Here is a 24714-nt window from a genome sequence, read left to right on the forward strand (position 1 = left end):
CTAGATTAAGCCAACTTAATTTAAGATTTTTTCCACGCGCTTTTGGATCACTTCTAAAATCAAGCAAAAAAGCCAGTAAATCAAAGCGGCTTCCAAATAAATAGGTAAAAAATCATAGCTGGCGTTCGCTTTTTGCTGTGCGATTCTAAAAACCTCTGCGATCGTTACCACCGAAGCTAAAGAAGTTTCTTTAAAAAGGCTGATGAAAGTGTTACTCAGGCTTGGCGTGGCGACTTTGAGCGCTTGAAAAAAGATGACATGCCAAAAGGTTTGCAAGTAATTCAAGCCCAAACTCAAGCTTGAATCCCATTGATCTTTAGGGACAGAAAGAAAGCTCGCCCTCAAAGTCTCTGAAGCGTATGCCCCCACATTAAAAGAAAACGCAATAATGCCTGCTGGGATTGGATCAATATAGACCCCAAGGGCTGGCAAACCATAAAACACCACCACGATTTGGACCAATAAAGGCGTGCCTCTAATGAGCGAAACATAGAAATTCACGCCCGCTAATAAAGCCTTATGAATGAAATGTTTGGGGGGCGCGATTTTAATGAGAGCCACAAAAACCGCAATGAATAAGCCCAAAATGAAAGAAATGATCGCTAAAGGCAAAGAAATGCAAAAAGCGGCTTTTAGCATGGGGTAGAAAGCCTCTAATAATAATTCCAAACGCTCCTTGCTCAAATCTAAAGATTCAAAAAACAAAGACAGATTATGGCTGGCTGACATCTTTTCCAAAAAATTGTTCGCCTAAGCGTTTTAAAACCCCTTTATCTATCAATCTTTGCATCGCCTGGTTGATAAGCTCTAAGGCTTTTTCTTGGTGCTTGTTGATGACGAAGGAAGCGCCCCCATCTTTTTCTTTGGACTCCCATGCGATTTTAAAGGGGTTGTTTTTGTGGGTGCTTAGGTAGTTTAAGATCGCTAAAGAACTATTTAAGGTCAAATCGGCCCGTTTTTGCGCCACCAACAACAAAGCTTGCGCCATAGAATCCACCGAAACGATTTGAGCGTCGTATTTGAAAGCGATTTCCCCATAAGTGGAGCTTAAAGTGTTAGCCGCCCTCAAACCCTTAATATCTTTAATGTCTTTAATGCGGTTTTCATCTTTTCTAACCAGCATGATCGTTCCTGAATAGCTATAGGGCAAGCTTTTATCAAAAGCCGCTTGGCGTTTTTTAGTCGTCAAACTCACTTGGTTAGCGACCATATCAAAACGCCCCGATTTCAAGCCTGTAAGCATAATATCCCATGAAGTTTCGTGGAATTTGATTTTCACGCCAAGCTCTTTAGCCAACTCCCTAGCCACTTCCACATCATAGCCGGTGAGCTTGCCTTCTTTATCATGGTAAGTGAAAGGGGGGTAAATGCCTTCTGTGCCAACGCTGATCGTTTCTTTATTAATAAGCCTTTCATACAAGCTAGAAGCGTTCAAAAAACCCCCAAAAAAGCTTATTACCAATAAAAAGAGAAATAAAACTTTTTTCATTTTATATTTTAATCCTAAATTTTTTCAAGCATTCTAACACAAAATAAAAATTTTGCATGGTTTGATTTTAAATATAAACGCGCTCCAAGCGTTTGGATAGGGTGCTGATGGTTTCATAAGGAATGGTGTTTAAAAGCGTAGCGATTTCGCTTGCGTCGTTAGCCTTAGCGCTTTTATCCCCAAACAAGATAACCTCATCGCCCTCTTTGGCTTGAATATTATTGAGTTTGACAAAGCACTGATCCATGCACACCTTGCCAATAAGGGGGGCTAACTGGTTATTGATCGCTACTTGAATGCGATTGCCTAAAGCGCGTATTAACCCGTCCGCATACCCTAGAGCTAAAACGCCCACTAAAGTCTCTTCATTGGTATAAAAATGCTCGCCATAGCCAATAAATTCGCCTTTTTTAACGCTTCTGATTTGAACGATTTGAGCTTTTAAACTGATAACATTTTTTAAAATGGTTGGGCATGTTTCTTTCATTCCATTAGAAGGGTAAAAACCATAGAGCATGATTCCTGGGCGATAAAGATTTAACAAACGATTTTCATTCCCGTTACACAAAGAAAGGATACCGGCGGAATTGTAGGCATGGCGGTATTGAAACTCTATTTTTTGATTTAAAAGCTGCTCTAAAAAAGCGTTAAAGGCTTTCATTTGGTTTTTAGCATGGGTTTTAATCTTAGCGTCAGCGTTGCCTAAATGCGTGAATATCCCCTCTATTTCCAAGCCCTTCAAAGCGCGGATTTTTTTAATGATTTCTATGCTTTTAAAATTAGGTTCTAATCCCAAGCGGTGCATGCCGGTATCAATTTTGAGATGGATTTTTAAGCGTTTTTTGGCTTTTAAAGCCATTTGAGAAAAAACTTCCGCTTGTTCAAGGCTAAAAACCATAGCGCTCAAATCGTTATCAACTAGCATGGAAGCGTTAGCGTTAGGGCTATAACCTAAGATCAAAATGGGGGTTTTAGGGAAATGAGAACGCAACTCTAAAGCTTCATCTAAGGCCGCTACCCCTAAATAATTAGCCCCTTCTTGTAAAAAAATTTCACTCGCTTTGATCGCCCCTACCCCGTAAGCGTTCGCCTTGACAACCGCCATGATGTGGGCGTCTTTAGGGACAATGCTTTTGACTGCGCTAAAATTATGCCTTAGAGAAACGGTATTCACTTCTACAAAACTCGCCCTTTTTAACATGTCATTTTACTTGTTAGAATGCTTGCTAAAATACCAACGAGTTTCAGAATAAACCACTTTATGCAATAAAATCAAAGCGATCAAATTAGGGATAGCCATAAGCCCGTTAGAAAGATCCGCTAAATTCCACACAAAATCAATTTTAGCCATAGCCCCCACCATCACACTCGCTAAAAAGATCAAGCGGTAATATTTCACTTTTTTTTCACTAAAAGCGTATTCAGTGCATTTTTCCCCATAATAAGCCCAACCAATAATCGTAGAGTAGGCAAAAAAGATCATGGTTGTAAAAATCACCACCGTCCCTAATGAGCCTAGAAAATACTCCGTGCTTTTTAGAGTGAGCAAATTAGCGCTTAATTTTTCCCCATTAGGGAGTAAGGTGTTGTATTCTGGCACCATTAAAATCACGCTCGCTGTTGCCGAACACACTATTAAAGTTACAATAAAAGTTTGGAGCATGGACACTAAGGCTTGACGCACCGGGTGGTGCGTTTGAGCGCTTGCGGCAATAATGGCTGAACTCCCCAACCCCGCTTCATTAGAATACAACCCCCTAGCCACGCCCGTTTTTATCATTGTCGCTACCAACGCGCCGCTCGCTCCGCCCACAACGGGTTTAGGGTTAAAGGCTTCTTCAAAAATGAGTTTGATCGCTTGAATGGCTAAATCAAAATGGCTAACAATAATATAAATGATAGCGATCAAATACAAAAGCACCATAATAGGAGCCAAGTAAGAAGTGAATTTACCAATGGATTTAATCCCCCCTATGACAATAACAGCGGTTAAAATCGTGAGCAATAAGCCTGAAACCCAACTAGGCAAGTTCGCTTGTTCGCTTAAAATGGAAGAAACCGCATTAGATTGCGTCATGTTACCGGTGCCAATGCTTGCAATAATCGTAAAAATCGCAAACGCCATGGCGAGTTTGGGCATGTTAAGGCCGTTTTTGATGTAATACATAGGCCCTCCGTTGTATCCAAACGCCCCTTTTTCCCTGTATTTCACCGCTAAAATCCCCTCAGAATACTTAGTCGCCATGCCAACAAGCCCAGTAACCCACATCCAAAACACCGCACCTGGCCCTGCAATGCTGATAGCGGTCGCTACGCCTACGATACTCCCAATGCCTACAGTCGCCCCTAAAGAGAGCATGAGAGCGGAAAATTGCGAAATGTCGCCCTTGGATTGGGACTCTTTGTCAAAAAGGATTTTGATCGCATAAAAAATCTTACTGAATTGCAAACCCCTAAGATAGAAGGTTAAAAACAAGCCGGTGCCTACTAATAAAATTTGCATGGGAATCCCCCACACAAAATTAGATAAATAACGCACCACCGAATCAATCGTTTCCATAAAAACTCCTTAATAAACTAGGGTTTAAAAAAGAAATTCCTTAATCCCTAAAAAATGCAGAAAAAAGCATAATATCGGCATTTTTTTCATTCGCGCCGTCTTGGCTTAAATTGGCGATGATTTTACCAATGGCCGGGCCAAAAGTGATACCAAGCCACCCCAATCCTGTCGCATGGATTAAGTTTTTATAGCGTTTGTCATAGCCCAAATAAGGAATATCATTAGGGGTTAAGGGCCTGAAACCGCACCACTCTATGGCGTCTTTCATTTCAAAAGGCTGTGTGAAAGCGGCTAAATTCTTTTTCATGTTAGCGATTTGCTCTTTATCAATGAGAGCGTTGTTGGTGTTTAATTCTAATTTAGAAGTGATCCTTACAGTGTCTCTTCGTGGGGTCATTGCCATGAAAATATCCGCAAACAAAGAAGAGGTCTTGGGCTTTAATTCTTCAGGCATTTTAAAGGTGATGCTATAACCTTTAGCCCCCATCATTAAAAAATCGTTCTTGGTTTTTTTAATGAGAGTGGGGTTAGCCCCGGCGGCTAGAATGATTGTTTCTGCTTGGATTTTTTCCTTGTGCGTGATAACGCCCTCAATGAGGTTATTTTTAAACTCAAAATTGATCACTTCTTCATTATAAAGAAACTCCACGCCAACATTTTGTAAATATTCTTGCAAAGAGTGCATCACTTCGCCCGGATCCACATGCGCGTTTTCGGTCAAAAGCACACTCCCACAGATATTGTCATTAACAACGGGCATGTATTCTTTGGTCTCTTTAGCACTAAGGATTTTATAAGCGCCGCTGTCATCGCAAGTTCTAATCTTTTTTTCAAAACTTTCTTCTAGAGTGTAGATCATTAAAAGCCCGTCTTCTTTATACCAAAAGTCCATGCCGTCTTCTAGCATTTGATGATACATATCAACACTCAGCCACCCGTAGCGTTCAAACAACGCCATGGTGCGGTGCGTGGATTTGGCGTTCGCGCTTTTTACAAATTTTAAAATCCATTGATAGAGCTTTAAATTAAGCCCGAAATGGAATTTTAAAGGGGCTTGGTTTTTGAGCATGAGCTTTAGGGTGTCTAACACCACACCAGGGCATGAGAGTGGGGCTTTTTTAAACGCAGAAATGAGCCCGGCATTCCCAAAAGAAGTGCCGTTTGTGCCATCGCTTTTTTCAATCACGCAAACCTTATGCCCTAACTTGTGCATAGAATACGCGCAAGAAAGCCCTACAATCCCACCGCCTATGATCACGACTTCTTTTTTCATGCTGATAGTCCCTTAAATAGAATTACTTAACGGCTATCGCTTCAATTTCTACTAAAGCGTCTTTAGGCAGTTTAGCCACTTGAAAGGTCGCTCTGGCCGGATAAGGCTCTTTAAAATAACTCCCATAGATTCCATTCACCACAGCAAAATCGTCTAAACTTTTCAATAAAATAGTCGTTTTAACCACGCTATCCATGCCTAACCCTGCTTCTTTTAAAATCGCTTTGATATTTTCCATTGACTGCGTGGTTTGAGAATGAATGTCCGCGCCTTTAAATTCGCCGGTGCTCGCATCAATGCCTAATTGCCCAGAGACAAAAACAAGATCGTTAGTAGCGATAGCTTGAGAATAAGGGCCTATCGCTTTTGGGGCTAGTGTTGAATGGATGACTTCTTTCATGATTGAAACTCCTATATGATGTGTTATGTCAGCTATTATTATGCAATCAAATTAGAAAGAAATAAAAAACGAGCGCAAAACGCCATGAATTTTCATCTTATTATAAGGTATTGTATATTTTTTACCCACATTTAGAAATTCTTAAACGGGTTTTGTTTGAATGGAAACTCAAAACATTATTGTTCATTTTTTAAATAAAAGGGGTTTTGGCTGTTTTGATTGGTTTTAAAATCAGTTTTGAAATTTTTCATAAGCCCTTGACTTTTATTATTGAGTTTAGATACAATAACAATCGTCTTTTTGAATAAAGAGTGCGGGAATAGCTCAGTGGTAGAGCACGACCTTGCCAAGGTCGGGGCCGCGGGTTCGATCCCCGTTTCCCGCTCCATATTTTGATTTAACTTCTAGAGCATGGTTTCTATTTAGTTTGCCCAGGTGGTGGAATTGGTAGACACAAGGGACTTAAAATCCCTCGGTAGCAATACCGTGCCGGTTCAAGTCCGGCTTTGGGCACCATCGTTGCAAATTAAACCAAATTAAACATGGTTTGATTTTGTTATCTCAATAGATGTGCTATTGTTAAATTTAAGGCGACATAGCCAAGTGGTAAGGCATGGGTCTGCAAAACCTTGATTCCCCGGTTCGAATCCGGGTGTCGCCTCCATTTATTGTAGTCATTTAGGGACTTTTGTAAGGGACTTTTATGAAAATAGCGGGAGATGGCTGAGTGGTTGAAAGCGGCGGTCTTGAAAACCGTTGAGGGTCATACCTCCGGGGGTTCGAATCCCTCTCTCCCGGCCACTTGATTAAAATCTTTTAAGCGATTTGTTTTGGCAAATTCATCTCTTCTTTTAATTAACAAAGAATTTTGTGAATATTGATTGTCTCTTTTAATTGAAATTTAAAGATTAGTTTAAAGGATTTTATTCGGTGGGATTGTCAGCATCAAGCCTTATTGTTCCTCTTAGCGTTATTTTAATGGTGGTTTTTACTAAAAGAGTCGCGCTCTCGTTGTTTGTGGGCATTTTAGTGAGCGCTGTTTTAATGCATTCGTTACACCTTTCTTACATCGTAGAATATGCCTATATCAAAATCACTTCCGTTTTTTACACTTACGAGCCAGAAAAAGGGCTTCATTTCAATCTTTCCAACCTTTATGTTTTTGGGTTTTTAATCTTTTTAGGCGTCTTAAGCCAAGTGATTTTAAAATCCGGTAGCGTGCAAAACTTTGTCAAAAAAGCTAAAAAATACTCAAAAAACGCCAAAACCCCCGAATTTATCGCCTTTTTTTCAGGCATTATTATTTTTGTAGATGATTATTTTAACGCTTTAACCGTGGGGCAAATCTCAAAGTCTTTAAACGACGCTCATAACTCCACACGAGAGCGCTTGGCTTATATTATAGACTCCACTTCAGCGCCGGTGTGCTTATTAGTCCCTATTTCTAGCTGGGGGGCATATATCATGGGGATCATGAATAACGACAGCTCGCCCTTATTAAAAGATAGTTTTTCGGTGCTTGTGCAAAGCTTGAGCAGTAATTATTATGCGATTTTTGCGCTCATTGCAGTCTTTCTCACCATTTTATGGCAAATCAACCTCCCTAGCATGAGGAAGTATCAAAACATAGGCGTGAAGGATTTTTATAGCGAACAAGAAGAAAGCTCTTCAAAACTAGCCCCCTTAAGCCTGTTACCCCTTTCTATTTTATTATTGATCGTGTCCATTTCATCATTGATTTTTTATACAGGAGTGATCTTAAAAAACACTGATGCGAGCTTTTCGCTCTTTTATGGGGGGCTGTTTTCGCTCATTGTTACCTATCTTTTAGCTTATAAGTTTTTAGAAAAAGGGAGCTTTTTTAAACTCATGTTGGATGGCTTTAAGAGTGTGGGGCCGGCGATGCTAGTCTTAACGCTCGCTTGGGCTATCGGGCCTGTGATTAGGGACGACGCTCAAACGGGGATTTACTTGGCCCACATCAGCAAGGGGTTTTTAAATAGCGGGGGAGGTGCGTATATGCCTTTAATCTTTTTTTTAATTTCTGGGTTTATCGCTTTTTCTACCGGCACAAGCTGGGGGGCGTTTGCGATCATGCTACCCATTGGAGCGGGCATGGCCAATGAAAGCGATATTATTTTGATTGTTTCAGCGATCCTCTCAGGCGCGGTTTATGGCGATCACACAAGCCCCATTTCTGACACGACTATACTATCGGCTGCAGGGGCAGGGTGTTCGGTGCAAAGCCATTTCATCACGCAACTCCCTTATGCGACTATTGCGATGCTTTGCAGCGCGGTGAGTTTGGGGGTGGCAAGTTTTATGCATTCACGCTCGCTCGCTCTTGTCATCGGTGTAGCTTTGCTTGTGGGGGTGTTTTATCTTTTAAAAAGGTTGTATGGTGAAAATCTAAAAACTTAAATTGGGCATTGACCTAAAAATTTAAAAATCCCATTTTTTAAAATTAAAATAAGGTTTTAGCGATCCTTACTGGATTAAAAAAGAGTCTTATCTCATTATCAATCAATTTAAAAAAATTATTCAAAAATAACCATCAATTATAAAAATCTTCACAAACCTCTTAAATCATAACGCTTTTTTAAAAAATACATTTTTTTTAATTTTTTAATCAACCATTAAGGTGTTTTAGGTTAAATTTCCTTATCTGTTAAACATACGGATAATATTATATCTTAAGGAAAGAAAATGGGGTTGGGACACTAATAAGTTTAGGAATTTTGTTAAGCGTTTTGAGTGGCGATGATCTGAAGTTGTATTCAAAACCTTCAGTCTATTCGGCTGGAAGTGGGATTATTGGGATTGATATTGACAAACGGACATTTTATAAACGAGCGTTCGCTTTCACAATGAAATCGTTGTTCGGTGAAAACTTGCTTTTGTTTGTCAAATTAAAGCATTCTGCGTTGACGAGCAAACACATGAAAGGGCCTTTAGAAAACCGCCATCATCATTCTTTCACTAAAAATTATGAAAAAGCGATCAATGGTTGTCAAAAGTATTTCCATATCAAATTGCCCGAAGGTGCTCCTAGCAACTTCAAATCAGGTTCATACATGGCCACTATAGTGGTGCGTTTTTAAAGCGTTATTTGGGGTATTCTTTAATACCCTTATCATCTTTTAAAATATCATCTTTCAAAAGCACAAATTTATTTTTTAGCCCTTTTTTAAATCTTCTTAAAACTCTTTTTGTTGTATTGATTGAGCAAAGTATTTTTAAAATACGGATAAAATTCATAAAAAATTTAAAAAATAAAAAAGCTCTGTTTTCATCAAATACGGGTTACTAAAACTTTTTATGGTGGGTTAAAGCGTATTTTTGGCTTTAATTGTTTCTTTTAGGGTTAGTTTCATCAAGGTTTAAAGCATTAGCGTCTTTCCTCTTATCATTTGGCGCTAAAAACGACTCCATTAGCCCATTTCTTGAATTTTTTGCAACCATCTATTTTTATCTGCCCTAAAAACATGAAGCCAAACAAACCCCCTACAAAAACGCTTCTAACTTATAGGCTTTTTTATGCTCTTGTTTCAAATCCATGTAAGCGTTTAAAAGCATGTATTCTTCAAAGGATAAAACCGCTAAATGCTCCTTAGCGAGATCGTTCATTTCTAATTCTAACAGCACGAATAAAAAGGCTTTTTGCGCCTTATCGTCTTCTTGGCTTAAAATCTCAAAAAATTGGAACCATTGATCGGGGACAAGAAATTTTTGCGCTTTTTGCGCAAGCTTTAAATAATCATTCTTGTCATAACCCACCTTTTTGCAAAGCTCTGAAATCTTTAAAGTGTCTGTGTTTAAAGATTTTTCAAAAAAGGCTTTTAAAAAAGACTTCACGCACTCTTTGTCCAAGTTCTCTTGCATCGCGTTCAAAGCCTTTAAAATCTCTTTTTTGCTGCCTTTTTGGGCGATTTCTATAAAAGCGTAGCGGCGTAATTCCAAAGGGATTTGTGCGTTTGTTAAAACTTCAAAGGCGTTTTTCAAATCGTTATGGATGAAAGCTTTCAAGCGTTTAGAAAAATAAGCATGCTCATAAGCTAACGAATGCTTAGCGTGATCTTTAGGCTCAAGGGTGTTATTTTCTATATTGTGGTAATGTTTAAAAAGGTTATCCACTTTTTCGCACCCGCTATTTGGCGTGTTTAAATCAGCCTTTAAATCATAGCGGGCTAAGATTTGAGAGAGGTTTTTAGCGAGATCGCTTTTAAATTTCGTTTTTAAAAAAGTCTTTTGGGTGTCTTGAGACAGGATTTGTTTGAGCAATTTGTCAAAATCCCTTTTTTCATGGTATAAGCGGATTTTATGGCTGAGATTGTGCTTGAATAAAAAAACCCATGAAAAAAAAGCGAACATGCCCAAAACGCCCATAAGCCATACCGCAATGGGAAGATTAAAGCTGTAGCTCCCTAAATTGAAGGCGTAAGCTTGCGGATCAATACTATAAACAAACACACCAAAACCCACAATAAACAAAAATGTAAAGATAATGTAAAAACGCATGTGCACCTCCTATTTATGGTATGGATGCTTAAAAATAATGCTTAAAGCCCTATAGATTTGCTCGCATAGGACAATTTTAGCCACTTCATGGCTAAAAGTCATCTCGCTCAAACTCCAAGCTTGACAATCCTTTAAAAAATTTTCTTCAAACCCATACGCTCCAGCGATAAAAAAATTAATATTAAGATGATTTTCTAACATTTTACTAAACGCAAAGCTATCGCCCCTTTGAGCTTTAGGGTGTAAGGCAATATTTTTTGCCTTAGGGTTTAAATACGGCTCAAAGGCTAGAGAGTAGCTTTTTTGAGCGAGTTCTTTAGAGATTTTTTGAGCGTTGGCGGTATTTTTAGGGAATAAATCCACCAATTCCAGCTCGCAATCAAATTGCCTGCATTGCTTTTGATAGATTTTCACTAACTCTAAAGGCGAACTTTTAGCGATAGAATACACCACGCAACGCATCAATGTTAAAACTTTAAAAAATCTTTGAAGTCTTATGCGTCATCATAGCGATGAGATCGCTTAAAGTTTTTTTCAAATCCTTTCTGTGCACAATCATATCAATCAAGCCATGCTCTAATAAAAATTCCGCTGTTTGAAAGCCCTCAGGCAAATCCGCCCCTATGGTTTGTTTAATCACCCTAGGCCCTGCAAAGCCTATCATCGCCCCAGGCTCTGCGATGATGAGATCCCCTAAAAAAGCAAAAGACGCGCTAACGCCCCCATAAGTGGGATCGCTTAAGAGCGAAATGAAAGGGAGTTTGGCCTCACTCAATCGGTTCAAAGCCGCGCTCGTTTTAGCCATTTGCATGAGCGAATAAGTGGATTCTTGCATCCTAGCCCCCCCACTCGCTGAAACAATCAATAACGCTTCTCTTTTGGCGACCGCGCGATTGATCGCTCTTACGATCTTTTCGCCTTCCACAGAGCCTAAACTCCCCCCCATAAAGCTAAAATCAAACACCACGATCTGCAAAGGCATGCGGTTGATTTTAGCCTCACCGCTGATCACGGAGCTTGGGCGGTTAGTCCTTTTTTCGTATTTTTTAATGCGTTGTTTATAACTCTCTTTATCCACGAAATTTAAAGGATCATTAGGCCGTAAATGCTTATCAAGCTCTTCAAAACTCCCCACATCGCATAAAAATTCAATCCTTTCAGTTGCGTTCATGCGGAAATGGTAATGGCATTTCAAACACACGCTGTATTTACCAAACACTTCTTTATGATACATTAACGCATAACATTTAGGGCATTTCACCCAATGGCTTGGCTGTTCTTCCTTACTTGGTGCTGTCCGCAATTTATTGATCTTAAAATTTTTAAAGAAATCTGCAAATCCCATGTTTTTCCTTAATTTTGCAGTTTTATTAGGATTGTATCCAAGTTTTGCTTATAATAAACAAAATTAGCTTAAGAGTAGTGATGCAAGGGTTTCTTTTACAAACACAAAGCATAAGAGATGAAGATTTGATCGTGCGCGTTTTAACCAAAAACCAGCTCAAAACCCTCTATCGTTTCTATGGCAAACGCCACAGCGTGCTGAATGTGGGGCGTAAAATTGATTTTGAAGAAGAAAACGATGATAAATTTTTACCCAAGTTAAGGAATATTTTGCATTTAGGCTATATTTGGGAAAGAGAAATGGAGTGCTTGTTTTTTTGGCAACGCTTTTGCGCTCTCTTGTTTAGGCATTTAGAAGGCGTGCATTCTTTGGATAGTGTCTATTTTGACACTTTAGATGATGGGGCTAACAAACTCTCCAAACAGCACCCCTTAAGAGTGATTTTAGAAATGTATGCCACGCTTTTGAATTTTGAAGGGCGCTTGCAAAATTACAATTCTTGTTTTTTATGCGATGCAAAATTAGAGCGTTCTGTCGCTTTAGCGCAAGGGTTTATTCTAGCGCACCCCTCTTGTTTGAAAACTAAAAGCCTGGATTTAGAAAAAATCCAAGCTTTTTTTCGCACTCAAAGCACGATTGATTTAGAAATAGAAGAAGTGGAAGAATTATGGCGCACGCTGAATTTAGGGTTTTGAAAGGTTAAAAATGAAATTTAAATTTTTGAATATGGATAATGAGAGCGGTTTTATTTTGATTGAAAAAGAATTGAAACGATTGGACATTCTCGCTCAAGTCAAAGAAGATTGCATTGAATTAAAAGGCGAGAATATCAAACAAGCGAGAATTTATCTTAAAACGCTTTTTAACTCCAATATTGTGGAATTAGACGATAACAAAAAAAGTGCAAACGCTTTAATAGAGCGCTTGAAATCTTTAGATTTAAAAATTGCGGTGGCTGAAAGTTGCTCTGGGGGGTTATTATCGCATGCATTCACTTCCATTAGCGGGGCTTCAGCGGTTTTTATGGGGGGTATTGTGTGTTACAATGAAGAGGTGAAGCGCGAATTATTGAAAGTCAATGCCACGACTTTAAAAGTCTTTGGGGTTTATAGCGAAGAATGCGTGAAAGAAATGCTACTAGGCGTGTTTTTGAATTTTAAAGTGGATTTAGCGCTTGCGATCAGTGGGGTGGCTGGCCCTAATGGGGGGAACAAGGCCAATCCTGTAGGCACGATTTATATTGGTGCACAAAAACTAGGATCTCAAGCTTTAATCGATCGCTGTTTTTTTGAAGGGAGCAGAGAAAGCATTCAAAATAAAAGCGTAGAGCATGCCCTAAACATGCTCGCTAGAATGCTATAAACTACCTTAAAGCGCAAACGCTACCAAATTCTTTTTGAGCGACCTTAGCGATGTAGGCGATTTCATTATCGTTAAGCTCTTCAACGCTCGCTTTTAAATACCTTTTGATTTGCTCAATCTGGCAACCCACTAGCTTGATTTTCACCACAGCCACCTCCGATTTTAAATTCGTGTAAGTGTAGGCTACTTGGATCTTAGTCGCTAGGTAATTATAGATAGCGTAGCTGATATTCGTAGCCGTTTGCTCAGACTCATGGAATTGCTCCATGAAGCGTTTTTTATACTTCAACATGATTTCATGAAAAACCACGATCAAGCTCAATTTAGCGTTTAAAGTCGCTTGCTCAATCCCTAAATATTTATTATTAACAGGGATATACGCCACGCCCATTTCTTCATAGGGGACTTTAGGGTCTTCAAAAACCCAAGCAGGAGCATCAGATAATTCTGATTTCATGCTCTTTAAATCAGAAACCAAAATCTCATCATCTCTTAAAAGACTCTTAGCGCTTAATGAAACGCTTGAAAACACCCCTAAAAGAGCGATTAAAACCATTCTTTTAAACAAAATGCCACTCCTTAAACTTTAATTTGAGTTTGATTATAGTTAAAAAGTTTTTGATTTTGTTTAATCACAACCAAGTAATTGCAGCAACTTTTGATTTTCGTGATTTTTGGCTCGCTTCTGCCACCCTCTTACCCAATGCGATCAAACATGCGATTTTAGGCTTATTGATACGCTCTTCTAAAATCTCGCCCACTTTTAAAGGATCAAAGCCTCCAATAATGCAACTATCCAATCCCATCAAGCTCACGCCCATGCAAATTTGCCCCACAGCGATATAGCATTGCTCTAAAATATAGCTTTCCAATTTTTGCATGCTGTGGTTGAATCTCACGCCAAGCATTTGAGCAAAAGACGGGATCACTCTAACCTTATAAGACTCCGGATAGAGATTTTGCATGTAGTGGCTGTGTGGTAACAACTCGCTGGGTCTTAAAGGGCATACCACCATTAACGCTGAAGCACTTTTAATCATTTCTTCATTAAAATAGCTGTGTGCTGCAATTTGTTTTTTTACATCCTTATTAGTAACCATCACAAAATGCCATGGCTGCGTGTTGTAAGAGCTTGGCGATAGTCTGGCGATTTCAGCGATTTCTTCTAATTCTTCGCTAGAAAACTCATAATGGCTATCAAACATCTTGCAAGAATGGCGCTCGTTTAGTAATTGTCTTCTTTTTTCTTGATCCAAAAATTTCATTGATTTTCCTTTATTTTTTTAGAATTTTTCGTAGCATACAATAAAATCCCTAACGAAACAATTACCATAAGCAAGCTTAAAATCTGCCCCATGCTCAAATTTAAAAAATAAACCCCCATTTGGCTATCCGGCTCTCTGTAAAATTCCGCAATAAAGCGCATCAAGGAATACCCCAAGCCATAAACCACAATCAGCAACCCATGCGTTTTGGTGTGTTTTTTAGCCCACATTACCATTAAAAACACGACAACCCCCTCTAAAAACGCTTCAATCAATTGGCTGGGATAACGCAACTCGTTATCCACCATAATGCCTATGATTTGCCCTAAATGGCTGTCTTTGGGGACAACCCTCCCCACCAGCTCCTGATTTAAAAAATTCCCAATCCTCCCAAAAACATACCCTAAAGGCAGGCTAATCGCAATCAAATCCAAATAAATCAAAAGCTTTTTCAAATCCTTACGGCTATAAAGATACGAAGCGATCAAAAACCCCACCAACCCCCCATGATAGCTCATCCCACGAATGCCTACAAAATCCCCATTGCTATCAAAAGGGTTAAAGATTTGCCAAAAATGCGTCAAATAATAGCTGGAATTAGGCTCATAAATGAGAATGTATCCTACCCTTGCCCCTAGCACGATGCCAAGCTCCGCCCATAGAAAATAACTCTCAAATTCCTTCCTTTCAATGGGGAATCGCTTGGGGTCTTTTTGGATCATTCTTAACGCCATATAAAAAGCGGTAACAATCGCGCACGCATACGCCAAACCATACCAATGCACTTCAATGCTGCCAAGACTAAAAGCGATGGGGTTAAATTGATCATAAATCGTATTCCAAGCGTTCATGATCAATCCTTAAAATTCAAATTCTTTAGGGGGGATCGCTTCAAATTCATACCCCAATAACGAGATTTTATGCGCATGGAGCATCAAGCGTTTGGCTGAACCTGGCTCATTATTATAAAGCGTATCGCCTATAATGGGGTGGTTGATATGCTTTAAATGGACTCTGATTTGATGCGTTCTTCCGGTTTTGATTCCCACTTTTAAAAGGGTTTTTTTGTTGATGATTTTTAAGGGCGTGATGATTGTAACCGCTTCTTGCCCTTTTTTAGAGATCTTGCTAAACGCTTTAGTGGTTTTAATCGTGAGAATGGGGGCGTTGATTTCTCGCTCTTCTTCTATAATCCCTTGAACGAGCGCTAAATACTCCTTTTTAACCGCCCTGTCTTTAAAAGCCTTTTTAGCTTTTGAGTGGAATTCTGAATTTTCTTTCACCAATAAAATCACCCCGCTTGTTTCTCTATCCAAGCGGTGCAACAGTGCCCAATCCTTGAAAAAAGAGGCTAGATCATAGCTCTCTATGAAAGGGGGTTTAAAAAGGGCTAGAACATTTTCATCTTCAAAAATCACGCTGGGTTTTTCAATTTTTTGGACGCTAAAGCGCGTGTTTTTGGGCAATTCTTTTCTGGCGACCATCAATTTCTGCCCCCCTATACTCACTAACCCTGAATCGATCAAAGCTTTAGCTTTTTTATGCGAAACGTTTTCTTGAACGCTCAATATTTTATAAGCTTTTTCCATGTTTATCCTTTTTAATGTTTAATGAATGCGAGCAATTCGTTTAAATCATGCCCGTTTTCTAAAAAACGCGCCACGCCTAAATTTTTGTAATCTAAAAGAGCGTCCAACAGATCCTCTTTTGGAACGATTTTATAAGGCTTGACTAATTCAAACAACGCTACTTGGTTGAAAAGATGCTCCCCTGTGATTAGGCGCACATTAAAAAACGCCGGCTCTAAAGGGTTATGCCCCCCCATTTTGACAAACGAACCCCCTAAAATGACAATATCTGCGATTTGGTAGAAATTATTCAATTCCCCCAAACGATCCACTAACAAAATATCGCATTCCACAAAACCTTTTGAAGAAAAACACTCTAAACTAAAACGAGTCGCTTTTAAAGCATCTTGCAATAAATTCTGCACGCTTTTAAAACGCTCAGGATGGCGCGGCACAACAATCAGTCTTGCGTTCTTATGCATCTTTTTGAACTCCAAAAACGCTTTTAACCCTAATTCCTCCTCGCCCTCATGCGTGCTGGCTAAAACAATGTTTAAAGCGCTTGGGTTTTTAGGGTAAAACGAAGCGATCACAGGCTTTGAAAAACGCTTGATATTTAAAAAATCCACCACTTTTTTTGCCCCTAGATTCAACAAGCGCTTTTTATCGTCCTTGCTTTGCGCTAAAATCAAATCAATGCGTTTGAATAAAAGTGCATAAAAAAAAGAAAAACGCTGATACTTAGGGTAAGAGCGAACGCTGATCCTAGCGTTAATGAGCATGGTTTTTGCCCCTAATTTTTGAGCCGTATCAAACACATTAAACCACAATTCCGCTTCTGTAACCACCAAAGTTTTCAAGCGTTTTAAGTTTTTTTTCCATGCAAATAATAGGGTTTCAAAAGGCAGGTAACGCACTTCTATATGCTTAGAATGCTGATAAGTTTGAGTGGCTAATTCAAAACCGGTATTAGTGGTAACGCTGATTAAAATCGGCTCTTTTAAGGCTTGAATGATCGGCTCTAAGGATTTGACCTCCCCATAAGAACATGCATGAAACCAAAAAACCGGCTCGCTTTTTAAAAGATTGTCTTTGAGAAAAAAACGAGCCTTTAAAGAATGGCGGTATTTTTCCTTAAAACTCCAAAAAAAGATGAAAGGTGCACTAATAAGATGCCCCGAAGTTAAAAATAAAAGGTAGAAAAACTTAAACAATCAAACTAATTCTTGGCTTTCTTCTTGGCTTTCTTTTGGAGGTTGAGTGCTGTTTTCATACGCACCCTCAGCGTATAAAATACGCCCGCAATACGGGCAAGTGATCATATCCCCACTCGTTAGCACTTCAGTATAAATCTTATCGTTCAATCTAATAAAACAACCCCCACAAGCCTGTTTTTTGATCGTTACAATGCTCGTGTTTTTCGCCCATCTTCTGATCCTTTCATAAAAGCTATAGATTTTAGGCTCGGTTTTTTCCACGAGTTCTTCTTTCTTTTTGAAGATGATTTGTTGGGTTTCTTTGATGTTTTTGACTTCGTTTTCCACTAAGCTTTCCAATTCCAGTGCTAATTTTTCAAGCTCTAGCATTTCTTTTTTCAAATCCTCTTGTTTTTCGCTTTTGTGCTTGATTTCATTTTGCAGGTTTTCAATTTCTCTGTTGGCTTGGTTGGAGCGTTCTTTAGCAATATCTTCTTCAATGTTTAAAGAGCGCAATTCCCTTTCAGATTTGATCTCGCTCATTTTCTTTTGGATACTGGCGATTTTAGCGTTCGTGTCTTGTAGGGTTTGCTCGTTTTTAGAAACCTGTAATTTTAGGGCTAATTTTTCCTCTTCTAAATTCAAAATCGCTTTATTTTTAGCTTCTTTATCATTCAAGGCTTTATCCAAGTCTTCTCGTTTTTCTCTGATCAACGGCTCTAAGGAGTCAATTTCTTTATCCAAATGCGAAATTTCAATCAATTGTTTGAGGTGGGTGTTCATCGCTTTCCTTTAAATGATTTGCAAGGGGTTTTTAAAATTCTCTATTGTAACCAAATAATTGAAAGAATGCAAAATTTCAGCCACAATCAGTGCAAAACCCCTTTCGCTATAATAATGCGTGGCGTCAATCAAGCTTATCCCTAAAGATTGAGCGATCATAGCGTCATGGTATTTCACATCGCCTGTAATCAAGCAGCTTTGTGCTTTTAAAGAAGAGAACATGGACGCTCCCGATCCGCACACAAACGCTAAATCTTTAATGATTGGAGAGCTTTTGACACACGCTAAGGATCCCACCCCTAAAGAAGATTTGATTTTTTTCACCAACGCATCAAATTCCATATTAGCGTTTTCTTTCACCAACATAAGGCCTTTTTCCATCAAGCCATCAAACCCTAAAAGCGCACTAGCGAAATGCTTGTTTAAATGCGTTTTGTCAAAATTCGTGTGCATGCTGATGACTGAAATGTTTTTTTGGATTAAGATTTTTAAAATATTGCCCGGATAAGCCTCATCGTTAAGCGTTTTTAAGGGCTTGAAAATTAAAGGGTGGTGCGTGATGATTAGGGCGTTTTGTGGTGCGTTTAGAGCGATTTGAAGCGTGATTTCTAAACATGCGACAATCTCGCTAAACTCATGGTTTTCACTCCCCACATTCAACCCGCTATTATCCCACAATTCTTGGAGTTCAAAAGGCGAAAGGCGATTCAAAACTCCCAACACTTCCTTAACTAACGCCATTTTAAACCTTTGTTAAAGCGTTTTTTAAGCGCTCTTCCCTCTCTTCTTCTTGCTCTTTATAAAGAAGTGCACACCCTTTGGCTAAATCCCTGATTTGTAAAATATAATTTTGCCTTTCAGCCACCGAAATCGCTTTTCTGGCGTCTAAAATATTGAAAAAAATGCGAGCATAGCATCACGAAATCATAAGCCGGCAAGGGGAGCTTGTTTTTTAAGCAATGCAAGGCTTCGGCTTGAGCGTTTTTAAACATTTCTAATAGCCTTTCCACGCTCGCTATTTCAAAATGATACTTGCTGAATTCGTATTCGCTTTCTAAATGCACTTGCATATAACGCACGCTTTCATTATCCTTTTTAGCCCATTCAATCTCTAGGATATTTTCCACTTTTTGGACATACATCGCCAATCTTTCTAAGCCGTAAGTGATTTCCACAGGGATAGGGCTGCAAGCAATGCCCCCCACTTGCTGGAAATAAGTGAATTGCGTAACCTCCATGCCATCAAGCCACACTTCCCAGCCAAGCCCCCATGCCCCTAAAGTCGGACTCTCCCAATTGTCTTCTACAAATCGTATATCATGCTCATTAAGGTTTATCCCTAACACTTCTAAGCTTTTTAAATACATTTCTTGGATATTAGAAGGGCTTGGCTTGATGACTACTTGGAATTGGTAATAACTCCCCAAGCGGTTAGGGTTTTCCCCATAGCGCCCGTCCGCTGGCCTTCTAGAGGGTGCGACATACGCCACATTCCACGGCTTTTTATCCAAACTCCTTAAAAGCGTGGCCGGGTGGAATGTCCCAGCTCCTGCAGGAATATCATAAGGCTGGATCACCAAACAGCCTTGATTCTTCCAATACTCTTGTAATTTTAATAATAAACTTGAAAAATCTTGCATGCTCTCTTTCCTTTTAAGCGCGTCTGATCAAATCGTTCATGCTCTCTAGCACACTCTTACCCTTTAAAAGCAAGGCTAATTCGCTCGCAATGGGCGTATAAATGCCGTATTTTCTAGCGATTTCCACAATGGCGTTGGTCGTTTTCACCCCTTCAGCCACTTCGCCCAATTCTTCTAAAACCACCTCTAAAGGCTTGTTTTGAGCTAGCCCCAAACCCACACGATAATTCCTAGATAAAATAGAATTAGCGGTTAAAAACAAATCCCCAGCCCCAGAAAGCCCTAAAAAAGTCTCTGTCTTGCCCCCAAAGAACGCCCCAAAGCGTTGCATTTCCACTAAACCACGAGATAATAAACTCGCTTTAGCGCTATTGCCTAATTTCAGGCCATCACAAACCCCCCCAGCAATGGCTATCACATTTTTATACGCGCCAGCGATTTCACCCCCTATGATGTCTTGTTGGGCGTAGGCTCTGATAAAAGAGGGGGTTTTATTGGCAAATTCTAGCGCTAAAGCCTGATTATTAGAATGAATGACTAACGCGCAAGGCAAGCCCTGAATGATTTCAGCCGCAAAACTAGGACCCGCTAAAAAACACAAAGCGTTAGGATCGATAAAATCCTTTGCGATCTCGCTCACAAACGCCCTGTTTAAAACCTCTATCCCTTTAGAAGCGATTAAAACCTTAGCGTTTTTGGGTAAAGAAGCGTTTTGAAACCATTCCCTTAGATGCTGCACGCTAATAGCGATGACATAGAGCGCTGCTTTTAAGCCTCTTTGTAAATCCACTTGCTCTATGGGGGCAGAACCTTTAGAAATCAAAGCGTCATTGAGCTTTTTTAACGGCTCGTTTAAATCGCGCCTTGAAATGATTTTGACTTCATTCTTTTCTCCAAAAGCAAAGGCTAAAGCCCTCCCCCACGCCCCGCCACCAAATACTGCAATTTCCATTAAATTCCTAATCTCATTGATTGTAAAACTCACCATTTTACAATAATAAGTTTAAAATAGCCCTTACAATCAAAACGCTGTCTTTGATTAAAAATAGGGTAGTTTAAATCAGAAATCTCTTTCACGCTTTAATCTAGATCACCGCCGTTTTGTTCTCCTCCACTCCCGCAAATCGTTTTGAAGATCTTCATCGTTTAAAGACTCTTGATAAACTTTCTCATTTGTTTCTTTATACCATTTAAGTATTGACAAATTTTTTAAAGAATAGTCTAATTGGAGCAGTCTATTATCATTATCCATCGCATCTCTAAATTCTTGGATTTTTTCTTGGCTCAAATCATACCAATCTAAATAAAACATGGACCAATCCCTAAAATACAGCACCATTTTTTTGATTTCTTCAAACTCTCGGCGGTTTATTTCTTCCGGTGTGTTTTTTAAATCCCTCCACTCCCGCAAATTATTTTGAAGCTCCTCATCGTTTAAAGACTCTTGATAAACTTTCTCATTTGTTTCTTTAAATTCCCTAAGCGTTTGCAAATTTTCTAAAGAGTAGTGCAGTTGAAGAAAATCATTAAAATAATCTGTTCTCTCTTTTTCTCTTTGGATCTCTTCTTCACTCCATTCATACCAATCCAAATAAAACAAATTGAGATCCCTAAAATACAGTGCCATTTCTTTGATTTCTTCAAACTCTCTGTAGTTTGCTTCATCGTTCTCTTCGTCGTCGTTTTGTTCTTTGTATTTTTCCCAAGTGAAAGCGCTCACACGATCAAAAACCTTATCAATGCTATCTTTAAACGAGTTGATCACTCCGTTCAATCTCTCTAAACCCTCTCTTTTGGATCGCTCTTGCTCGGCAAATTCTTTGTTGAGCGAATAAATTTTATTAAAGGTAGCATCGCTGAAGTCATCAAAGCCCTTTTGCATTAAATCCAATCCAACAGAACGCAATTCTCTTTGGTAGCGTTTGAATTGGTTAGCGTCTTGCTTAATAGCCTTTTCATACATCCGATGCACCTCGTATAAATATCCTAAAATTTCGTTTTGTTTCTCGCTCCTTTGATTTAACTTCATTAGAAATTTCTCAAGCGAGTCAAAAACATGGCTTTTTTCGCTGAACTCTTTAATTTCTTGATACCTTGTAGCGCTATAAGCGCCAATCCCTAAAAATTCAATGCCATTATCTTTTAAAGTCTCTCTAATTTTCTTAGCGACTACTTCTAACTGGCTTTTGGTGCGCCTATCAGCCCTACTCAATACGATAAAAACCTGCTTGCCCTCTTCTTCATATAATTCTTGCAAAAACTCTAAATCATCTTTATGAAGATCCCCACACTCGCAACTAACGAGCCATAAAATGTGTTTAGCGTGTTTTAGGGATTCTTTAGAGGCTTCTTTATCCCCACCCGTATAGCCTTGATTGCCGGGGTTATAGCCAGGCGTGTCTATGAAGCATAAAAATTCAAAAGGCACGCTAGGAGCGCTTAAGAGCATGAAAGGCATGATTTCTTTTAAATTAAAGCCAAGGGATTCTAAAAACTGATGGTCAAAAGTGAGATGGGGCAATTCCACCATGCCCCCATTTTGAGAAAACCCCATTAAAACCTCTTTTTTACCCTTCAAGCAATAAGTGGGGATAGCTGTGGTGGGATCTATGTCTTCAGGGAGTTTTAATTTCAAGCCCAACAAGTTGTTTAAAAAAGTGGATTTGCCCGCGCTAAACCCTCCCCCCACCGCAACGATGGTTTTTTGGAACAAACTAGGGTAGCTCGCCACCAATTGCAATTCTTTTTGGATTTCTTGAAGCGTCAGTAACGCTATTTCCTTTTCTTTGAGCGAATCCACGCCGCTAGCGAACTCTAAAAACTCGTTGTCTAAAATCTGCTGGTATTCTTCTAGCCCTTCATTATTTGTTTTGGCGTTTAAAATACGAGCGATTAGATCGTAGCGTTCTTTTAACCCCTCTGTATTGTGGTGGTTTTCAGCCCTGCTATTGTTATTAAAAATACCATTAAAAAAATTAATACTCATTGAATCCCCATTAAAGCCTTGATTTGAGCGTCTAATTGAGCGATGGATTGTTCTTTGTTTTGCACTTGATTGTGCAAATTTTGCATGTCTTTTTGGAGTTTTTTAAGCGTATCGCTGGCAAAGTTTTGCCTTTCTAAAGTCTCTCTTAAACCTTGGATATAGCCTTTCACATCTTTTTTAGCCTCAGATTCAAAATTCCTCACATAATTCCCCACGCTTTGTATGAAAGCATTAGCTTCATCGCCTTTTAAAAAGCCCGTTTTCCCCCTTATCTCGCTAGGAAGCTTATCAGTATAATCAAACTCTTTAAATTCAATGGAATCTAAAACAGCTATCACGCTTTTTTGGAAAGCCACCTCATCAATCAAATCATCAGAGATGATTTCACGCAATTGTTTAAAGACTTTAGCGTAGAGTTCTTTTTTGAAAACGACTTTAAAAGAATTAGCGCTGTCATTCAAAGCACTTTCGCAGCGTTCATGCATATCTGTTAAATAATCAAGCACCGCTCCGGCTTTAATGACTGCTCTTGTGCGTTCTACTTCATTATAGCCCCAATCTTTTTCACCAAAAACGCTACCAAAAAATCTTGCACAACATCCCAAACCGCCTTGCTCCACTCTCTCAATATAATGCTCTTCTTCCTCTTCTTCTCTAGAGCGCGTTTTAGCCGTTCGGATAGCTTTCATTAAGGTTTCATTCAAGCCATCTCTAGTGTTTTTGATGAAATGAAAGATAAATTCTTCATACGCTTCCCTAAACTTCATTTCAATGTTACCAGAAAGGTTTTGATAAGCCTTTATTTGCTCTTTGATAGCGCTAATGTCAGCGTTTTTAACCCTCTTTTTTTCATCTTCTAGGTCTTGCAACAACTGCACAATCAAATTATGGAGGTTGTTGGCTTGGCTCTGTGCATAGTCTTGCAATTTTTGAGAAATGATTTTTTCTTTCTCTTTTGCGACTTTTTTAAACGCTCTTCAATCGCGCCCATATTGCTTAAAAACAATAAGCTTTCCTTAGACTTATCATCGCTACTAAAAGCGTCAGGGTAAAAATCTTTTAAATTCCGTAAGGCATTGTGATACTCTTCTGTTTTTTGGTTTCTTTCCCAAGAAGCTTGGTTTTCAAAATCTTTATATATGCTAAAGCAAACTCCTGAAGCCAAAATGACCCCATTTTTGATCGCTTTTTCAAAAACCTCTCGTTGGTTAGGGTAGTTTTCAATCAACGCTCCCATGATATTATTTAATTGAGATGAAAGGGATTTTTGCGCGTTTTCAAAGGCTGTAGGGAGATGTTGGCGAGATTTTTCTACCTCACTCATAGAAAGAACAGCACTGTCGGCTTGGCTTGCCACAAAATAAATTTCTTGAAGGCCTTCTTTATTAGAAACCCTGTCAAACAAATCCATATCGCTATCCGTTAAAAACTGACCAGAAGGGCTTACAATAAACACCACATCGCAATCTTTCAATAAGGCTTTGGTGCGCTCTTCCCTGGAAGCGATCGGATCGTTCACTCCTGGGGTGTCAATCACTTCCAAATCTTTAAGGTTGGGGTTATTCAAAGAAATCTGCACCGCTTTAGTGTAGGGCATGAACTTCCCGTTCGCGCCCACGAATTGGAGCAATTTTTGATTCAGCTCTTCTAAGCTATTGGCTTGAATGCGTGGATCCAATTTTTCCGTGTTGAGCAATCCGCTTTTTTTCATTTTTTCGTATTGATCGTGCGATGAAACGAGTCTCGCATCCTTTTCTAACTCGTTTTTAGCGATCCTTTCAGCCCTTTCGTTGATTTCTTTATCGCTTAAAATCCTCTCTTTGGGCGCTTCTTTATCGCTTTTGTTTCCGCTAAACTTGTTGTTAAGATTCTTAAGTCCCTCTTTAGCCCTATTTAACAAACTCTGTTTTTCTTTTTTGACTTATTCACCAACCATTCTTTGAAATTCCCTTTCATACCTTGCATGTTCGTTTTTAAGCTCTAAAATATCCTTTTGGCTATAAAACTCCACTTCAGCGCTCAGATTTTGAGCGTATTTTAAAACAGTGAGGCTAGCGGTCATGGGGGGCGTTGCCACTTTGGGTAAAACCTCTACACCCTCAAAAATCAAAGCGTTTAAGAGCGAGCTTTTACCCGCTTTCACGCGCCCGATGATGCCAACTTTAAGATTCCTATCTTTGGCCTGCATCTCTTTTAGCGTTTTCTCTAACTCTTCGGTTTTAATCACAGCGTTATCGCTGATAAAAGGTGCAGCTCTTTCTTGCAAGCCTTGTTCTTTTAGCGTTTTTTCAATTAAGGTGCTTTTTTTAATGAGTTCTTGCGCGTTCAT

At 39.2% G+C, this 24714-nt stretch carries 22 protein-coding genes, 4 tRNA genes and 2 pseudogenes; 8 read left to right on the forward strand and 20 right to left on the reverse strand.

From position 1 onward, the window contains the following. Window positions 1-15: 15 nt before the first annotated feature. The 6 genes from HPOKI112_RS04745 to HPOKI112_RS04770 form a co-directional block, all read right to left on the reverse strand. Window positions 16-729: an amino acid ABC transporter permease gene (locus HPOKI112_RS04745; protein WP_025309869.1), complete on the reverse strand. Its 714-nt coding sequence runs from the start codon at window positions 727-729 to the stop codon at window positions 16-18. Further along, window positions 713-1489, reverse strand: coding sequence for an amino acid ABC transporter substrate-binding protein (locus HPOKI112_RS04750; RefSeq protein WP_025309870.1), 777 nt, complete (start codon window positions 1487-1489; stop codon window positions 713-715). The genes HPOKI112_RS04745 and HPOKI112_RS04750 overlap by 17 nt, the downstream gene beginning before the upstream one ends. A gap of 67 nt (window positions 1490-1556) precedes the next feature. Next, complete coding sequence (alr, locus tag HPOKI112_RS04755) at window positions 1557-2690, reverse strand: alanine racemase (RefSeq protein WP_025309871.1); 1134 nt, start codon at window positions 2688-2690, stop codon at window positions 1557-1559. Window positions 2691-2696: 6 nt separating this feature from the next. After that, the gene (locus tag HPOKI112_RS04760) at window positions 2697-4049 is read right to left on the reverse strand and encodes an alanine/glycine:cation symporter family protein (RefSeq protein WP_025309872.1); all 1353 of its coding nucleotides are present in this window, start codon (window positions 4047-4049) and stop codon (window positions 2697-2699) included. Between the two features lie 40 nt (window positions 4050-4089). Next, window positions 4090-5322 (reverse strand): NAD(P)/FAD-dependent oxidoreductase, encoded by a 1233-nt coding sequence (locus HPOKI112_RS04765; protein WP_025309873.1) that lies wholly within the window; start codon window positions 5320-5322, stop codon window positions 4090-4092. A gap of 22 nt (window positions 5323-5344) precedes the next feature. Next, entirely contained in the window at window positions 5345-5722 is a 378-nt protein-coding gene (locus tag HPOKI112_RS04770) for a RidA family protein (RefSeq protein WP_025276991.1), read from the reverse strand. A gap of 313 nt (window positions 5723-6035) precedes the next feature. Here HPOKI112_RS04770 and HPOKI112_RS04775 point away from each other — a divergent pair. From HPOKI112_RS04775 to HPOKI112_RS04800, 6 genes are all read left to right on the forward strand, one after another. Next, window positions 6036-6110: transfer RNA gene (locus HPOKI112_RS04775), tRNA-Gly, on the forward strand. A gap of 41 nt (window positions 6111-6151) precedes the next feature. Then, window positions 6152-6238: transfer RNA gene (locus tag HPOKI112_RS04780), tRNA-Leu, on the forward strand. Between the two features lie 73 nt (window positions 6239-6311). Beyond that, window positions 6312-6386 (forward strand) — tRNA-Cys (locus tag HPOKI112_RS04785). Window positions 6387-6435: 49 nt separating this feature from the next. Beyond that, a tRNA-Ser gene (locus HPOKI112_RS04790) sits at window positions 6436-6523 on the forward strand. Between the two features lie 129 nt (window positions 6524-6652). Next, window positions 6653-8143, forward strand: a complete 1491-nt coding sequence (locus HPOKI112_RS04795; RefSeq protein ID WP_025309874.1) for a Na+/H+ antiporter NhaC family protein — start codon at window positions 6653-6655, stop codon at window positions 8141-8143. A 317-nt stretch (window positions 8144-8460) separates the two neighbouring features. After that, on the forward strand, window positions 8461-8823 hold the full coding sequence (locus HPOKI112_RS04800) for a hypothetical protein (protein ID WP_025309875.1): 363 nt from the start codon (window positions 8461-8463) through the stop codon (window positions 8821-8823). Window positions 8824-9226: 403 nt separating this feature from the next. Here HPOKI112_RS04800 and HPOKI112_RS04805 read toward each other — a convergent pair whose 3' ends face one another. Genes HPOKI112_RS04805 through accD form a run of 3 tightly spaced genes read right to left on the reverse strand, consistent with a single transcriptional unit; the run spans window position 9227 to window position 11585 of the window. Beyond that, complete coding sequence (locus tag HPOKI112_RS04805) at window positions 9227-10240, reverse strand: LapA family protein (protein ID WP_025309876.1); 1014 nt, start codon at window positions 10238-10240, stop codon at window positions 9227-9229. A 9-nt stretch (window positions 10241-10249) separates the two neighbouring features. Then, window positions 10250-10702 (reverse strand): 23S rRNA (pseudouridine(1915)-N(3))-methyltransferase RlmH, encoded by a 453-nt coding sequence (rlmH, locus tag HPOKI112_RS04810; RefSeq protein ID WP_001203887.1) that lies wholly within the window; start codon window positions 10700-10702, stop codon window positions 10250-10252. Window positions 10703-10715: 13 nt separating this feature from the next. Beyond that, window positions 10716-11585, reverse strand: a complete 870-nt coding sequence (accD, locus tag HPOKI112_RS04815) for an acetyl-CoA carboxylase, carboxyltransferase subunit beta (protein WP_025309877.1) — start codon at window positions 11583-11585, stop codon at window positions 10716-10718. Window positions 11586-11665: 80 nt separating this feature from the next. On the opposite strand from accD, the gene recO reads away from it, so the two are divergent. Then, window positions 11666-12280, forward strand: a complete 615-nt coding sequence (gene recO / locus HPOKI112_RS04820) for a recombination protein RecO (RefSeq protein WP_025309878.1) — start codon at window positions 11666-11668, stop codon at window positions 12278-12280. A gap of 10 nt (window positions 12281-12290) precedes the next feature. Beyond that, the gene (locus tag HPOKI112_RS04825; RefSeq protein WP_025309879.1) at window positions 12291-12947 is read left to right on the forward strand and encodes a CinA family protein; all 657 of its coding nucleotides are present in this window, start codon (window positions 12291-12293) and stop codon (window positions 12945-12947) included. A gap of 1 nt (window position 12948) precedes the next feature. Here the strand turns inward: HPOKI112_RS04825 and HPOKI112_RS04830 are convergent, their stop codons facing one another. From HPOKI112_RS04830 to HPOKI112_RS04880, 11 genes and pseudogenes are all read right to left on the reverse strand, one after another. After that, complete coding sequence (locus tag HPOKI112_RS04830) at window positions 12949-13515, reverse strand: hypothetical protein (RefSeq protein WP_025309880.1); 567 nt, start codon at window positions 13513-13515, stop codon at window positions 12949-12951. A gap of 64 nt (window positions 13516-13579) precedes the next feature. Further along, window positions 13580-14212 (reverse strand): oxygen-insensitive NAD(P)H-dependent oxidoreductase RdxA, encoded by a 633-nt coding sequence (rdxA, locus tag HPOKI112_RS04835; protein WP_025309881.1) that lies wholly within the window; start codon window positions 14210-14212, stop codon window positions 13580-13582. Beyond that, the gene (gene lgt, locus HPOKI112_RS04840) at window positions 14209-15063 is read right to left on the reverse strand and encodes a prolipoprotein diacylglyceryl transferase (protein WP_025309882.1); all 855 of its coding nucleotides are present in this window, start codon (window positions 15061-15063) and stop codon (window positions 14209-14211) included. The genes rdxA and lgt overlap by 4 nt, the downstream gene beginning before the upstream one ends. A 9-nt stretch (window positions 15064-15072) precedes the next feature. Further along, window positions 15073-15801, reverse strand: coding sequence for an RluA family pseudouridine synthase (locus tag HPOKI112_RS04845; RefSeq protein WP_025309883.1), 729 nt, complete (start codon window positions 15799-15801; stop codon window positions 15073-15075). 11 nt (window positions 15802-15812) lie between these two features. Next, on the reverse strand, window positions 15813-16994 hold the full coding sequence (gene waaA, locus HPOKI112_RS04850) for a lipid IV(A) 3-deoxy-D-manno-octulosonic acid transferase (RefSeq protein ID WP_025309884.1): 1182 nt from the start codon (window positions 16992-16994) through the stop codon (window positions 15813-15815). Further along, window positions 16995-17759 carry a zinc ribbon domain-containing protein gene (locus HPOKI112_RS04855; protein WP_025309885.1) on the reverse strand — a complete coding sequence of 255 codons (765 nt, stop codon included), beginning with the start codon at window positions 17757-17759 and terminating at the stop codon, window positions 16995-16997. It abuts the gene before it with no gap. 9 nt (window positions 17760-17768) lie between these two features. After that, on the reverse strand, window positions 17769-18500 hold the full coding sequence (locus HPOKI112_RS04860; RefSeq protein WP_025277002.1) for a GTP cyclohydrolase I: 732 nt from the start codon (window positions 18498-18500) through the stop codon (window positions 17769-17771). 1 nt (window position 18501) lies between these two features. Continuing rightward, window positions 18502-19399, reverse strand: a pseudogene (gene glyQ, locus HPOKI112_RS04865) (glycine--tRNA ligase subunit alpha). Window positions 19400-19412: 13 nt separating this feature from the next. Continuing rightward, window positions 19413-20351, reverse strand: coding sequence for an NAD(P)H-dependent glycerol-3-phosphate dehydrogenase (locus HPOKI112_RS04870; RefSeq protein ID WP_000401702.1), 939 nt, complete (start codon window positions 20349-20351; stop codon window positions 19413-19415). Window positions 20352-20489: 138 nt separating this feature from the next. Next, window positions 20490-22385, reverse strand: a complete 1896-nt coding sequence (locus HPOKI112_RS04875) for a dynamin family protein (RefSeq protein ID WP_025276133.1) — start codon at window positions 22383-22385, stop codon at window positions 20490-20492. Then, a pseudogene (locus HPOKI112_RS04880) lies at window positions 22382-24714 on the reverse strand (dynamin family protein). The gene HPOKI112_RS04875 and the pseudogene HPOKI112_RS04880 overlap by 4 nt, the downstream one beginning before the upstream one ends.

Origin of the sequence: Helicobacter pylori oki112 (assembly GCF_000600085.1) — a bacterium.
Lineage (GTDB): Bacteria > Campylobacterota > Campylobacteria > Campylobacterales > Helicobacteraceae > Helicobacter > Helicobacter pylori_CY.

Coding starts and splice junctions, on each gene's coding strand:
- HPOKI112_RS04745 (WP_025309869.1), bottom strand. CDS start 729: ATGTCAGCCAGCCATAATCTGTCTTTGTTTTTTGAATCTTTAGATTTG.
- HPOKI112_RS04750 (WP_025309870.1), bottom strand. CDS start 1,489: ATGAAAAAAGTTTTATTTCTCTTTTTATTGGTAATAAGCTTTTTTGGG.
- alr (WP_025309871.1), bottom strand. CDS start 2,690: ATGTTAAAAAGGGCGAGTTTTGTAGAAGTGAATACCGTTTCTCTAAGG.
- HPOKI112_RS04760 (WP_025309872.1), bottom strand. CDS start 4,049: ATGGAAACGATTGATTCGGTGGTGCGTTATTTATCTAATTTTGTGTGG.
- HPOKI112_RS04765 (WP_025309873.1), bottom strand. CDS start 5,322: ATGAAAAAAGAAGTCGTGATCATAGGCGGTGGGATTGTAGGGCTTTCT.
- HPOKI112_RS04770 (WP_025276991.1), bottom strand. CDS start 5,722: ATGAAAGAAGTCATCCATTCAACACTAGCCCCAAAAGCGATAGGCCCT.
- HPOKI112_RS04805 (WP_025309876.1), bottom strand. CDS start 10,240: ATGCGTTTTTACATTATCTTTACATTTTTGTTTATTGTGGGTTTTGGT.
- rlmH (WP_001203887.1), bottom strand. CDS start 10,702: ATGCGTTGCGTGGTGTATTCTATCGCTAAAAGTTCGCCTTTAGAGTTA.
- accD (WP_025309877.1), bottom strand. CDS start 11,585: ATGGGATTTGCAGATTTCTTTAAAAATTTTAAGATCAATAAATTGCGG.
- recO (WP_025309878.1), top strand. CDS start 11,666: ATGCAAGGGTTTCTTTTACAAACACAAAGCATAAGAGATGAAGATTTG.
- HPOKI112_RS04825 (WP_025309879.1), top strand. CDS start 12,291: ATGAAATTTAAATTTTTGAATATGGATAATGAGAGCGGTTTTATTTTG.
- rdxA (WP_025309881.1), bottom strand. CDS start 14,212: ATGAAATTTTTGGATCAAGAAAAAAGAAGACAATTACTAAACGAGCGC.
- lgt (WP_025309882.1), bottom strand. CDS start 15,063: ATGAACGCTTGGAATACGATTTATGATCAATTTAACCCCATCGCTTTT.
- HPOKI112_RS04845 (WP_025309883.1), bottom strand. CDS start 15,801: ATGGAAAAAGCTTATAAAATATTGAGCGTTCAAGAAAACGTTTCGCAT.
- HPOKI112_RS04855 (WP_025309885.1), bottom strand. CDS start 17,759: ATGAACACCCACCTCAAACAATTGATTGAAATTTCGCATTTGGATAAA.
- HPOKI112_RS04860 (WP_025277002.1), bottom strand. CDS start 18,500: ATGGCGTTAGTTAAGGAAGTGTTGGGAGTTTTGAATCGCCTTTCGCCT.
- HPOKI112_RS04870 (WP_000401702.1), bottom strand. CDS start 20,351: ATGGAAATTGCAGTATTTGGTGGCGGGGCGTGGGGGAGGGCTTTAGCC.
- HPOKI112_RS04875 (WP_025276133.1), bottom strand. CDS start 22,385: ATGAGTATTAATTTTTTTAATGGTATTTTTAATAACAATAGCAGGGCT.